Genomic DNA, 13904 nt, shown 5'->3' with positions numbered 1-13904 from the left:
GGGCGCGCACACGCGGCGGAGCCGCACATCGATACAGTCCCGCGCCCCTGGGTGGGTTCACTTTCCCTTAGTTCAGAGCGAGGTTTGTCATGCTTGCGTTCAGGCTTAGTCGGCGTGCCGTTCTTGCCGGGACCGCGGCCGCCGCCGCGATCACCGCCCTTCCGTCCCTCTCGGGGACCGCCGCGGCCTCCACCCCCTCCTACCGCTGGCGCCAAGTCGCCATCGGTGGCACCGGGTTCGTCAGCGGGGTCCTCTTCCACCCCTCCGTCCGGGGCCTCGCCTACGCCCGTACCGACATCGGCGGCGCCTACCGGTGGGACGACAGATCGGCCCGCTGGATCCCCCTCAACGACGATCTCGGCTGGGACGACTGGAACCTCCTCGGTGTCGAGGCCATGGCCGTCGACCCCGCCCACCCGGGCCGGCTCTACCTCGCCCTCGGCACCTACGCCCAGTCCTGGGCCGGCAACGGGGCCGTACTGCGGTCCGAGGACCGGGGAGCCACCTGGGCCCGCACCGACCTCACGGTGAAGCTCGGCGGGAACGAGGACGGCCGGGGAACGGGGGAGCGGCTGCTCGTGGATCCTCGGGACAGCGACACGCTGTGGCTCGGGACACGGCACGACGGGCTGCTCAAGTCCACTGACCGGGGCGCGACTTGGGCTGCGGCGAGCGGCTTCCCAGGCACGCCCAGCGCGAGCGGCCAGGGCGTCACCCTCCTCGTCGCCGCCGGGCGGACCCTCTACGCCGGCTGGGGCGACTCCGACGGCACCGCCCCCAACCTGTACCGCACCTCCGACGGCAGCACCTGGGAAGCCGTCCCCGCGCAGCCGTCCGGTACCTCCGCCAAGGTGCCGATCCGGGCCGCCTACGACTGCCACACCCGCGAGCTGTACGTCAGCTACGCCAACGCGCCCGGCCCCAACGGGCAGTCCGACGGCAGTGTGCACAAGCTGGCCACGGCGAGCGGCAAGTGGACCGACGTCACCCCGGTGAAGCCCGGCGGCACCACCGCCGACGGCTCCTCGGACACCTTCGGCTACGGCGGCGTCGCCGTGGACGCCCGCCGCCCCGGCACGGTCGTCGTCTCCACCAATAACCGCTGGGCGGACGTCGACACCCTGTACCGGACCACCAACGGCGGCCGCACCTGGACGTCCCTGAAGGACTCCGCGGTCATGGATGTCTCCGAGACCCCGTTCCTCACCTTCGGCGCCGACAAGGCCAAGTTCGGCTGGTGGATCCAGGCCGTCGCCCTCGACCCGTACGACTCGAAGCATGTCGTCTACGGCACCGGCGCGACCCTCTACGGCACCCGGGACCTGAAGCACTGGGCCCCGCAGATCCGCGGCCTGGAGGAGACCTCCGTACGCCAGCTCATCTCGCCCCCGACCGGGGAGGCGCACCTGCTCAGCGGTCTCGGGGACATCGGCGTGATGTACCACGAGCGGCTCACGGCGTCGCCTTCACGGGGCATGGCTTCGAACCCCGTGTTCGGGTCGGCGACCGGACTCGCCCAGGCCGCCGCCAAGCCGTCGTACGTCGTCCGCACCGGCTTCGGCGACCACGGCAACGGTGCCTTCTCCAAGGACGGCGGCAAGTCCTGGGCGCCCTTCGCCACCCAGCCCGCCCTCGCCAAGGACGCGCCGGGACCGATCGCCACCAACAGCGACGGCAGCGTGCTGCTGTGGACCTTCGTGCACTGGGACGGCACCAAGTACCCCGCCCAGCGCTCCACCGACAACGGCGCGACCTGGTCCGAGGTTGCCACCTACCCCAAGGGCGCCACCCCGCTCGCCGACCCGGCCGACCCGACGCGCTTCTACGCGTACGACACCGACACCGGCACCCTGTTCGCCAGCACCGACAGCGGCCTCACCTTCACCGGGCGCGTGAGCGGACTGCCCTCAGGGGACAGCCAGTTCCAGCTGACCGCGGCCCCGGGGCGCTCCGGCGACCTGTGGCTGAGCACGAAGACGAACGGCCTGTACCGGTCCACCGACGGCGGAGCGACCTTCACCAAGCTCACCAGCTGCTGGGCCTCGCACACCCTGGCCTTCGGCAAGGGCGCCGCCGGCGCCGACCATCCGGCGATCTACATGGTCGGCTCCACGGAGTCGATCACCGCCGTGTACCGCTCCGACGACGGCGCCAAGACCTGGGTGCGCATCAACGACGACCAGCACCAGTGGGGCTGGATCGGCGCGGCCATCGCCGCCGACCCGCGGGTCTACGGCCGCGTCTACATCGCCACCAACGGCCGCGGCATCCAGTACGGGGAGCCCGTCTGATGGCCGCGGAGAAGAGCCCGTCGCTGGGCGACGCCACCCGCGGCCGCATCCTCTACGGCGGCGACTACAACCCCGAGCAGTGGCCCGAGGAGACCTGGCACGAGGACGTGCGGCTGATGAAGGCCGCAGGCGTCAACTCCGTCACCCTGGGCGTGTTCTCCTGGGCGAAGCTCGAACCGCAGCCGGGGGAGCGGGACTTCGGCTGGCTGGACCGGCTGATGGACCTCATGCACGAGAACGGCATCGGCGTCGTCCTCGCCACCCCGACGTCCTCGCCGCCGCCGTGGATGGGCCACCTGCACCCCGACACCCTGCCCGTCGACCAGGACGGCCGCACCGAGTACTGGGGCGGACGCCAGCACTTCTCGCACTCCAGCGCCACCTACCGGCGTTACGCCGCCGCCATCACCGAGGACCTCGCCGCCCGCTACGGCGGCCACCCGGCCCTCACGATGTGGCACATCAACAACGAGTACTGCACCTACGACTGGAGCGACGAGGCCGCGGCCCGCTTCCGCACCTGGCTCCGGAACAAGTACGGCACTCTTCAGGAACTCAACGAGGCCTGGGGCACCGCCTTCTGGAGCCAGGGCTACGGCGACTGGGCCGAGATCCACACGCCCCGGCACGCCCACTACATGAAGAACCCCACCCAGGTGCTGGACTTCAAGCGGTTCACCTCCGACATGCTCCTGGAGTGCTACCTCGCCGAACGGGACATCGTCCGCCTGGCCACCCCGCGCATCCCGGTGACCAGCAACTTCATGCCGCTGTGGGTCGGCCAGGACGCCTGGCGCTGGGCCGAGGAGGAGGACGTCGTCTCCGTCGACCTCTACCCCGACCCGCGGGACCCCCTGGGAGCCCAACAGGGCGCCCTCGTGCAGGACATGACCCGCTCGCAGGCCCGCGGTCCCTGGATGCTCATGGAGCAGGCCGCGGGGCCGGTCAACTGGCGGGGCGTGAACCACCCCAAGCCGCGGGGCATGAACCGTCTCTGGTCCCTCCAGGCCGTCGCGCGCGGTGCCGACGCCGTCTGCTACTTCCAGTGGCGCCAGTCCCGGCAGGGCGCGGAGAAGTTCCACTCCGGGATGGTCAGTCACGCGGGAGAGGAAGGCCGCACCTATCTGGAGGTCAAGCAGCTCGGCGCCGAACTCGCCCGGATCGCGAGCGAGGTGACGGGTCGTCACACAGCCAACGACATCGCCGTACTGCACGACTGGAACGCATGGTGGGCCGGCTCCCAGGACGGCCGCCTCTCCCACCGGGTCGACCACCCCGACCTCCTGAAGGCGTGGCATCGGGCCCTCTGGGAGGCCCACCTCACCACCGACTTCGCGCATCCCGAACACGACCTCACCGCCTACAAGGTGGTCGTCGTCCCCCAGCTCTACGCCCTCACCGACAGGGCGATCGACAACCTCCTCGCCTACGTCCGCCAGGGCGGCACCCTCGTCTCCGGATTTCTCACCGGCGTCGCCGACCAGGATGACCGGGTACGCCCCGGTGGCATGGACGCCCGTCTGCGCGAGCTGTTCGGCATCCGCACCCTGCACGAGTGGTGGCCGCTCGACGCGGGCGAACACACCGAGTGCGACGGATCACCCGGTGGATTCCGCGGCACCCTGTGGTCGGAGGAGATCGACAAGGACGAGGAGTCCACAACAGAGGCCGCCTACAAGGGGGGTGAGCTCGACGGGCTGCCCGCCGTGCTCCGCAAGGATCGCGCCTGGTACTGCTCGACGCTCCCCGAACCGGACGCCCTGCGCGGACTCCTCTCCCGTATCGCCCACGACGCGGGCGCACGCCCCGCCCTCGACGACCTGCCCGACCGGGTCGAGGCCGTGCGCCGCGGTCACCTCCTCTTCCTCCTCAACCACGACCGCGAGCCGGTGGCGGTCGACGTCCCCGGCACCCACCGGGACCTGCTGACGGGGGAGCACCTCACGGACCGGGTGACGCTGGGCCGCTACGGAGTGGTGGTACTCGCGTGATGAGCGACGGCCCCGTCCACGGCACCTGGGAGCCCGAACCGGCCACGCGCTGGGAGGACGGCTTCCTGAGCGGCAACGGCCGTCACGGCGCCCTCCTGTTCGGCGACCCCGGTGACGAGCGGGTCGTCGTCACCCACCACACCCTGGTCCGCCCCAACGGCTCCGAACACGCCCGACCGCCCCGGCTCGCCGCCGAACTCCCCGCACTCCAGGACCGGTTGCTCGGCGGCGACCTGCACGCGGCCGAGGCCTTCACCGACGGGCGCGAGCTCCAGTGGGTGCAGCCCTTCCACCCGGCCTTCGCACTACGGCTGGGCCGGACCGGTCCCGCCGAGACCCACAGGTACCGCCGCTGCGTCGACTTCGCCACCGGGGTGACGCAGACCGAGTCCGAGGGCCGCCTCAGCCGCGTCTTCGTCTCCCGCGCCGACGACGTCATCGTCCACCAGGTCACCACCCCCGACCTGGACATCTCCCTGGACCACCGGCTCCCGGGCGCGCCCCACGGCCTCGGCGTCGGCCACGGCGCCGTCCTCACCCCCGAGGGCGGCCTGCTCACCCTGCGCGCCCGCTACCCCGGCAGCGACCGCGCCTACACAGGCATCACCCTCGTCGCCGTCACGGGCGGCCGTACGACCCTCACACCTCCCGGCCTCCGCGTCACCGGCGCGGACTCCGTGCTCCTCCTCACCCGCGTCCTGCGGCACACCGACGAACCGGACGCACTCGCCGAGGCCCGGTCCCTGGGCGAGCTGCTGCCGGACCGGAACCCCTTCGACGGACTCCTGGCCCGGCACACCGAGTCGCACCGCATCGCCTACGAGCGCGTGACCCTCGATCTCCGCGCCGACCCGGCCGAACGCGCCCTGCCCGGCTCGGAGTTGCTCCACAAGCCCGACAGCCCCGCCCTCCTGGAACGCCTCTTCGCCGCCGGCCGCTACCACCTGCTCTCCGCCAGCGGCCTCTTCCCGCCCCGCCTCACCGGCCTGTGGACCGGCGACTGGGACACGGCCTGGTCGGGAGCGTTCACCAACGACGCCAACGTCAACCTCCAGACCGCGTCCGCCGCATCCGCGGCCCTCCCCGAAGTCACCGCGGCGCTCGCCTCCCTGGTCCACCGTCAGATACCGGACTGGCAGGACAACGCCCGCGAGATCTTCGGCGCCCGAGGCGTCGTCGCCCCGCCGCACTCCGACGGCGAGTCCGGGCTGACGTACCACTTCAGCCGCGAGTACCCGCTGCACCTGTGGACCGCGGGGGCCGACTGGCTGCTCAAGCCGCTCGTCGACCACGACGAGATCCGCGGCGAGCAGGACCCGCGCACCGCGCACGCCCTCGCCGAAGTCGCCCGGTTCTACGAGGACTTCCTGCACCGGGTCGACGCGAACGGCCACCTCGTCGTCGTCCCCTCCTACTCACCCGAGAACCGCCCGGCGAACGCGAGCTGGGGCACGATCAACGCGGCCATGGACCTCTCGGCCGCCCGGCACGCCCTGCGCACGGCCGCCGACTACCACCCGGGCACCGAGCAGGCGGAGATCTGGCGTGCCCTCGCCGACCGTCTCCCGCCCCACCGCACCAACGCCGACGGCGCCCTCGCCGAATGGGCCCGGCCCGGCCTCGACGACACCTACGACCATCGCCACCTCAGCCACCTCTACGGTGTCTGGCCGCTCGACGAGATCACCCCCTACGACACCCCCGACCTCGCCAAGGCCGCCCACCGCGCCCTCGAACTGCGCGGCGCCGAGAACGACTCGGCCCACGGCCACCTCCACCACGCCCTCGTCGCGGCCCGGCTGCGCGACGGCGAACGGGTCGCACACGCCCTCGGCCAGGTACTGAAAGGCGACTTCTTCCACCACTCCCTGATGAGCGCGCACTACCCGAACCGGCATGTCTACAACGCGGACGCCGCCCACACCCTGCCCGCCGTGATCGTCGAGATGCTCGTGCAGTCGACGCCGGACCGGCTGGTGCTCTTGCCCGCGGTGCCGCAGGCGTACCCGACAGGCCAACTCACAGGCATCCGCACCCGGTTCGGTGCCGAACTCGACCTCACCTGGAGCCCGCACGAAGCGACCGCGGTGATCCGCCCCACCCGGACCCACCGCGTCGAACTCCGGACTTTCTCCGGCGCCGAGCCGCTCGACCTGGTCGCCGGAGAAGACCACGTCCTCCGTCTGGAGGCGTGGTAGCCCCCCCCGCAATTCCCCCCACCCATGGAAAGGGACACCATGGCAAGCACCCTGCGCAAGATCACCATGGCCGTACTGGCCCCGGCGATGGCCATCGGCGCCACCGTCGGTCTCGCCTCCGCCCCCGCCTCAGCCGCCGTCTGGAGCTCCTGCGCCCAGTACGGCAGCACCAGCCTGAACGGCTACACCCTCTACAACAACATCTGGGGCTCCGGCGCCGGCAGCCAGTGCTTCTGGGCCAACTCCGGCACCAACTGGGGCGTCAACGCCAACCACCCCAACACCGGCGGCATCAAGTCCTACCCGAACTCCACGAAGGCGATCAACAAGTCGATCACCTCGCTGGGTTCGCTCAGCAGCAACTACAACGTCACGGTCCCGTCGTCCGGCGCGTACAACACGTCGTACGACATCTGGGACACCGCGCACCGCTACGAGATCATGCTCTGGGTCAACAAGACCGGCGCCGTCGGCCCGATCGGCACCTCGCAGGGCAACGCGACGCTCGGCGGCCACACCTGGACCGTCTACAAGGGCAGCAACGGATCCAACGCGGTGTTCTCGTTCGTCCGCACCTCCAACTCCACCTCCGGCTCGGTCAACATCCTGCCGATCCTGAAGTGGATCAAGGACACCAAGGGCTGGTTCGGCAACGAGACCATCGGCGACGTGCAGTTCGGCTTCGAGATCACCAGCTCGTCCGGCGGACTGAACTTCACCACCAACAACCTGACCGTAAGCAGCAGTTGACCTGATGGTGGGGCACCGTCGGGTTGGATGGGGACATGCGTACCACCACCCCCCTCCGACGTGCCCTGACCACCGTGACCGCGACCGCGGCCGTCGTTCTCACCGCGACGGGTACCGCGGTCGCGGTTCCGGCCTCCGGCACCACCCCGGCACCCCGCACCGCCCCCCACTCCGTCTCTTCCCTGCACCCCGTCGTCGAGCTCGCCGCCGAGCGGCTGGCCACCGCCGACCTCGTCGCCGCCGCCAAATGGGGCACCGACAGCCCCATCGACGACCCCGCCCGCGAACAGCAGGTCCTCGACAACGTGGCCGCCCAGGCCACACAGCTCGGCGCCGACCCGGACGAGATCCGGGTGATCTTCCGCGACCAGATCGAGGCCAACAAGACCGTCCAGCGCGGCCTGTTCCAGCGCTGGACCGACCACCCGGACCAGGCACCGACGACCAAGCCGGACCTGAGCGTCGTACGCGAGCAGATCAACCGCGTCACCAGCGCGCTCGTCCAGGCCCTCGCCGCGACGGCCGACGACCGAGGCGCGTTCACCTGCCGTCCCGAGCTGGCGCTGGCCGGCCTCCAGGTCCACCACGAGGACCACCTCGACGCCCTGCACACCCGGGCCCTGGTCCGCGCGCTGGCCTCCGTCTGCCGCTGAACGCATGACAACGCGGCCGGTCCCTCCCCCACGGGGACCGGCCGCACTCCTGTGGTCACTCCGCGATCGGCAGCTCCGCCCCGTCCCGCAGGAACAGCGGGATGCGGTCCAGCGGAGCCTCCACGGTCACCGTCGTGCCGCCCGCGTACGTCTCACCGGTCCACGCGTCCGTCCAGGTCGCGCCCGCCGGGAGATACGTCGTGCGGACCGTCGCCCCCGCCGTGAGCACCGGGGCGACCAGGAGATCCGCGCCGAAGAGGTAGGCGTCGTCGACCGTCCACGCCGCCTGGTCCCGCGGGAACTCCAGGAACAGCGGACGCATCGGCGTCAGACCCTCCTCGTGGGCCTCCCGCATGACGTGGAGGACGTACGGCTTCAGCCGCTCGCGCAGCCGCAGGTACTTCTCCAGGATCGCGCCGGCCTCCTCGCCGTACGACCACACCTCGTTCGGGCCGCCCGTCATGTCGGGGCCCAGCTCCATGCCCGGGTCGCGGAAGCCGTGCAGGCGCATCAGCGGGGACAGGGCGCCGAACTGGAACCAGCGCACCATCACCTCGCGGTACGCCGGGTCGTCCGGGTCGCCGCCGTGGAAGCCGCCGATGTCGGTGTTCCACCAAGGGATACCGGACATCGCGGTGTTGAGGCCGGCCGCGATCTGTTCGCGCAGGGTCGGGAAGTCGGTGCCGATGTCCCCGGACCACAGGGCGGCGCCGTAACGCTGACTGCCCGCCCAGGCCGAGCGGTTGAGGGTGATGACCTCCTCGCCCTCGGCGCTCAGGCCCTCGTGGAAGGTACGGGAGTTCTCGGCCGGATAACTGTTGCCGACCTCCAGGCCGGGACCGGCCCAGTAACGCAGGTTCTCCTGGAAGCCGGGCTTGAGCTCCGGCTCGCACGCGTCCAGCCAGAACGCCGTGATGCCGTACGGGTCGAGGTAGTTCGCCTTCACCTTCGACCACATGAACTCCCGCGCCTCCGGGTTCGTGGCGTCGTAGAACGCCACCTGGACGGTGGAGGCGACACCCTTGTCCGGCCAGTCGGCGTGCGCCATCGGACCGTACTGGGTGCCGATGAAATAGCCGCGCTGCTCCATGACCGGGTGGTTCTCGCTGAGCGGCGACACCGAGGGCCAGACGCTGACCACCAACTTGATGCCCAGCTCGTCCAGTTCACGGACCATCGCCGCCGGGTCGGGCCACTCGGCCGGGTCGAACTTCCACTCGCCGAGGTGCGTCCAGTGGAAGAAGTCGCAGACGATCGCCGAGATCGGCAGACCCCGGCGCTTGTACTCCCGTGCCACGGAGAGGAGTTCGTCCTGGGTGCGGTAGCGCAGCTTGCACTGCCAGAAGCCCGCCGCCCACTCCGGCAGCATCGGCGTACGGCCCGTCACCGCGCTGTAGCGGCGCTGGCCGTCGGCCGGGTCGCCCGCGGCGATCCAGTAGTCGATCTGGCGGGCCGAGTCGGCCACCCAGCGCGTGCCGTTGCGGGCCAGCTCCACGCGGCCGATCGCCGGGTTGTTCCACAGCAGGGTGTAGCCGCGGCTGGAGGCGAGGACCGGGATGCTGACCTCGGCGTTGCGCTGGACCAGGTCCAGGACCAGGCCCTTCTGGTCGAAGCGGCCGTGCTGGTGCTGGCCGAGGCCGTACAGCTTCTCGTCGTCGTAGGCGGCGAAGCGCTGCTCAAGGCGGTGGTGGCCGTTGCCGACCGCGGTGTACAGACGCGAGCCGGGCCACCAGAAGTGCGCGCGGGCCTCCGCGAGGAGTTCGGCGCTGTCCTCGGTGCGCAGGAAGCGGAGCTGTCCCTCGGCGTCGACGTGGACGGTCAGCGCGCCCACGGTCAACTGGGCTTCCGAATCACCGATCTTGACCGTGCTCTCGGTGGCCGGCGCCTCGTCGAGCAGGGCACCCGGCAGCCCCTCCAGGATCGGCCCGCCGAGCCTGGCCCGCACCCGGACCGCGTCCGGACCCCAGGGCTCGACACGTACGGTCTCCTGGCGCCCGCTCCACTCCAGCGCGCCGTCCCGCTCCCGGAACGTGCCGACGGTGGGGGACGACTGCGCGAGGCTGACCTTGGGCTGGATTTCGGCAGGCTGATTCACGAGGGGTGCTCCTGAAGGAATGCAGACAGGGGCGTGCCGCACAGGCACGGCATGCGTGGTGTGTGGGATGGGGCATCTCGGCCCGTGGGGTGCGGGGTGTGGCGTGCGGGCTGTGGCGGGCAGGCTGTCAGGACGCCGAGGGCGCCGGACCCGTACTGCCCCGGACCGTCAACTCCGGTTCGATCAGAACGACTTCGTCCTCACCCTGGCCCGCCAGCTTGGCGGCCAGCCGCTCCACCGCATGCCGGCCCATCTCCTGGGCGGGGATGGCGACCGAGGTCAGCCGCACCGAGGCCTGGACGGCGACCTGGTCGGGGCAGATCGCGACCACCGAGACGTCCTCGGGGACGGCCCTGCCCTGCTGGCGCAGCAGCGCGAGCAGTGGTTCGACGGCCTGCTCGTTCTGTACGACGAAGCCCGTGGTGGACGGGCGCTCGTCGAGGATGCGGGCGACGGTGACGGCCATCGCGTCGTACCCGCCGTCGCACGGCCGGTGCAGCAGCCGTACGCCCAACTCCTGGGCGCGGGAACGGAGTCCGTCGAGGGTGCGCTCGGCGAAACCGGTATGGCGTTCGTAGACCGCCGGGGCCTCGCCGATGACAGCGATGTCGCGGTGGCCGAGCTTCGCGAGGTGCTCGACGCACAGCGCGCCGGTGGCCCGGAAGTCGAGGTCGACGCAGGTCAGTCCCGAGGTGTCGGCGGGGAGGCCGATGAGCACGGACGGCTGGTCGGTGCCGCGCAGCAACGGCAGCCGTTCGTCGTCGAGTTCGACGTCCATCAGGATCATCGCGTCGGCCAGACCGCTGCCGGTGACCCGGCGCACGGCGTCGGGACCCTCCTCGCCGGTCAGCAGCAGGACGTCGTACCCGTGCGTCCGTGCGGTGGTGGCCACCGCGATGGCGATCTCCATCATCACCGGCACGTACATGTCGGTGCGGAGCGGGACCATCAGCGCGATGATGTTCGACCTGCTGCTGGCGAGCGCGCGGGCGCCCGCGTTCGGGTGGTAGCCGAGATCGCGGATGCTCTGCTCGACCCGCTGCCGGGTGGTCGTGGAGATGGACCGCTTGCCACTGAGGACATAGCTCACCGTGCTCGCCGAGACTCCGGCGTGCTGGGCGACCTCGGCGAGGGTGACCATCCAGCTCTCCAAGTTTTGTGAAGCGCTTCGACAGTGCGCAGTGCGAACAATGGCGGGTGGGGGTGGTTCGACAGTAGCTCCACCGGAGGTGGGTGTCCATAGGTTGTCGAAGCGCTTCGACACAGACTTCCGGAGCCGGGCCACGTGGGGAGGCCGGGCAGCTGCGTCCTGCCTACCACGACCGGCCGCGGGGGGCCATGAAACGGGCGGCCGGACCCCCGACCGGAACCCTCGCGGAAGCCGGAGCCCGGGCCGGGTGGGCACCGTACACCTGGGACGGGGTCCGGGGCGGGCAGCCTGCGGGCGGAAGGTGCTGTGGGCTGCCCGGCCGGTCCCGCACGAGTCGACAGTGCGCGAGGGGAGGGTTTCGCGAGTGCGCGGGCCCGGTGCGCACCGCTGCCCGGCCGCGGCCCCGACGAGTCCGCGAGCCCGGTGTGCAGCGCTGCGCGGCACCCTGTCGCCGGACAGGCCCCCACTGGTGGGAGCCATCCGCAGGCCCTCGTCCGGCGGAACACCCCCGACAACAACGCGTCCGCCCCCGCTGTCGAGGCCCGCTCCTGCGCGCCACGGATGGACATCGAGTCGGGTTTCGTCGACATCGGCCGAACGGCCGCGCGAAGGGTGGTGGTCGCGCCCTGGATCGGGTACATACGATCGGGTAGCACCCGTCGGTAACCATACGGCCCCATGATCCCGATTCATGGCGAGGTGAGCGTCAATGTCCGCACCACCCATCAAGCCCGTCGTCACCGAGCGCGAGGCCCGCGAGGTGGCGGAGGCCGCCCGGGAACAGGACTGGCGCAAGCCCAGTTTCGCCAAGGAACTGTTCCTGGGGCGTTTCCGGCTCGATCTCATCCACCCCCACCCGATGCCCCCGGCGGAAGACGCCCGACGCGGCGAGGAGTTCCTCGCGGTGCTCCGCGACTTCTGCGAGACGAAGGTCGACGGAGCCCTCATCGAACGCGAGGCCCGCATCCCCGACGACATCGTCAACGGGCTCAAGGAGCTCGGCGCCTTCGGCATGAAGATCGACACCAAGTACGGCGGCCTCGGCCTCACCCAGGTCTACTACAACAAGGCGCTGGCCCTGGCCGGCTCCGCGAGCCCCGCGATCGGCGTCCTGCTCTCCGCCCACCAGTCGATCGGCGTACCCCAGCCGCTGAAGATGTTCGGCACCCAGGAACAGAAGGAGAGGTTCCTGCCCCGGTGCGCCCGCACCGACATCAGCGCCTTCCTCCTCACCGAACCCGACGTCGGCTCCGACCCGGCCCGCCTCGCCACCACGGCCGTACCCGACGGGGACGACTACGTCCTCGACGGAGTGAAACTGTGGACCACCAACGGAGTCGTCGCCGACCTCCTCGTCGTGATGGCCCGCGTGCCCAAGAGCGAGGGCCACAAGGGCGGTATCACCGCCTTCGTCGTCGAGACCGACTCACCCGGCATCACCGTCGAGAACCGCAACGCCTTCATGGGCCTGCGCGGCATCGAGAACGGCGTCACCCGCTTCCACCAGGTCCGGGTCCCGGCCGCGAACCTCATCGGCAAGGAGGGCCAGGGGCTGAAGATCGCCCTGACCACGCTCAACACGGGCCGGCTCTCCCTCCCCGCCTCCTGCGTGGCCGCGGGCAAGTGGTGCCTGAAGATCGCCCGTGAGTGGTCCGCGGCCCGCGAACAGTGGGGCAAGCCGATCGCCCACCACGAAGCCGTCGGCGCCAAGATCTCCTTCATCGCGGCGACCACCTTCGCCCTTGAGGCCGTCCTCGACCTGTCCTCCCAGATGGCCGACGAGGACCGCAACGACATCCGCATCGAGGGCGCCCTCGCCAAGCTCTACGCCTCCGAGATGGCCTGGCTCGTCGCCGACGAACTCGTCCAGATCCGCGGCGGCCGCGGCTTCGAGACCGCCGACTCCCTGCGGGCCCGCGGCGAGAAGGCCGTCCCCGCCGAACAGGTCCTGCGCGACCTGCGCATCAACCGCATCTTCGAAGGCTCGACCGAGATCATGCACCTGTTGATCGCCCGCGAGGCGGTCGACGCCCACCTCTCCGTCGCCGGTGACCTGATCGATCCGGAGAAGTCCCTCGGCGACAAGGCGAAAGCGGGCGCCAACGCCGGCGTCTTCTACGCCAAGTGGCTACCCAAACTCGTCGCCGGACAGGGACAACTCCCATACTCCTACGGAGAGTTCAAGCGCGAGATCGACCTCTCCGCGCACCTGCGCTACGTCGAACGCACCGCCCGCAAGCTCGCCCGCTCCACCTTCTACGCCATGTCCCGCTGGCAGGGCCGCATGGAGACCAAACAGGGCTTCCTCGGCCGGATCGTCGACATCGGCGCCGAACTCTTCGCGATGAGCGCGGCCTGCGTACGCGCCGAACTGCTGTACACCACCGAGGACCACGGCCGCGAGGCCTACCAGCTCGCCGACACCTTCTGCCACCAGTCCCGCCTGCGCGTCGAGGAACTCTTCGGCCGCCTCTGGAACAACACCGACGACCAGGACCGCAAGGTCGTCAAGGGCGTCATGTCCGGCACCTACACCTGGCTGGAGGACGGCATCGTCGACCCCTCCGGCGAAGGCGTCTGGATCGCCGACGCGACACCCGGACCGTCCGAGAAGGAGAACCTCCACCGCCCCATCCGCTGACCACTCACCACAGCGGGGGGGCCGAGAGGGGGGGGGGGGGTGTTCCCCCTCCCCCCCTCCGGCCACACCAGAGGGAGGGAGGAGAGGGCAAAACACCCCACCGACCCACACACCGCCCACTACCCCATCGCTGCG

General features: G+C 70.8%; 8 protein-coding genes. 6 read left to right on the top strand and 2 right to left on the bottom strand.

Annotated features, from left to right (window positions below):
* The first annotated feature begins 89 nt into the window (after positions 1-89).
* The 5 genes from ACZ48Z_RS39885 to ACZ48Z_RS39865 are packed head-to-tail and all read left to right on the top strand — an operon-like array spanning position 90 to position 7883.
* Positions 90-2291: a WD40/YVTN/BNR-like repeat-containing protein gene (locus ACZ48Z_RS39885; RefSeq protein WP_468740813.1), complete on the top strand. Its 2202-nt coding sequence runs from the start codon at positions 90-92 to the stop codon at positions 2289-2291.
* A complete protein-coding gene (locus ACZ48Z_RS39880; RefSeq protein ID WP_468740812.1) occupies positions 2291-4282 on the top strand; it encodes a beta-galactosidase in 1992 nt (663 codons plus the stop codon). The genes ACZ48Z_RS39885 and ACZ48Z_RS39880 overlap by 1 nt, the downstream gene beginning before the upstream one ends.
* A complete protein-coding gene (locus ACZ48Z_RS39875) occupies positions 4282-6480 on the top strand; it encodes a glycosyl hydrolase family 95 catalytic domain-containing protein (protein ID WP_468740811.1) in 2199 nt (732 codons plus the stop codon). Before ACZ48Z_RS39880 ends, ACZ48Z_RS39875 begins: the two co-directional genes overlap by 1 nt.
* 39 nt (positions 6481-6519) lie before the next feature.
* Positions 6520-7230 (top strand): glycoside hydrolase family 12 protein, encoded by a 711-nt coding sequence (locus ACZ48Z_RS39870; RefSeq protein WP_468740810.1) that lies wholly within the window; start codon positions 6520-6522, stop codon positions 7228-7230.
* 35 nt (positions 7231-7265) lie between these two features.
* Positions 7266-7883, top strand: coding sequence for a chorismate mutase (locus tag ACZ48Z_RS39865; RefSeq protein ID WP_468740809.1), 618 nt, complete (start codon positions 7266-7268; stop codon positions 7881-7883).
* 55 nt (positions 7884-7938) lie between these two features.
* On the opposite strand, the gene ACZ48Z_RS39860 is transcribed toward ACZ48Z_RS39865, so the two are convergent.
* Together ACZ48Z_RS39860 and ACZ48Z_RS39855 are read right to left on the bottom strand one after the other, a co-directional pair.
* A complete protein-coding gene (locus ACZ48Z_RS39860) occupies positions 7939-9978 on the bottom strand; it encodes a glycoside hydrolase family 31 protein (protein WP_468740808.1) in 2040 nt (679 codons plus the stop codon).
* A gap of 127 nt (positions 9979-10105) precedes the next feature.
* The gene (locus tag ACZ48Z_RS39855; protein ID WP_468740807.1) at positions 10106-11119 is read right to left on the bottom strand and encodes a LacI family DNA-binding transcriptional regulator; all 1014 of its coding nucleotides are present in this window, start codon (positions 11117-11119) and stop codon (positions 10106-10108) included.
* A gap of 718 nt (positions 11120-11837) precedes the next feature.
* Here ACZ48Z_RS39855 and ACZ48Z_RS39850 point away from each other — a divergent pair.
* Positions 11838-13769: an acyl-CoA dehydrogenase family protein gene (locus tag ACZ48Z_RS39850; protein WP_468740806.1), complete on the top strand. Its 1932-nt coding sequence runs from the start codon at positions 11838-11840 to the stop codon at positions 13767-13769.
* Positions 13770-13904: the final 135 nt, after the last annotated feature.

The organism is Streptomyces sp. NPDC031225 (genome assembly GCF_055570355.1).
This window is presented reverse-complemented; position numbering and strand designations above follow the sequence as displayed.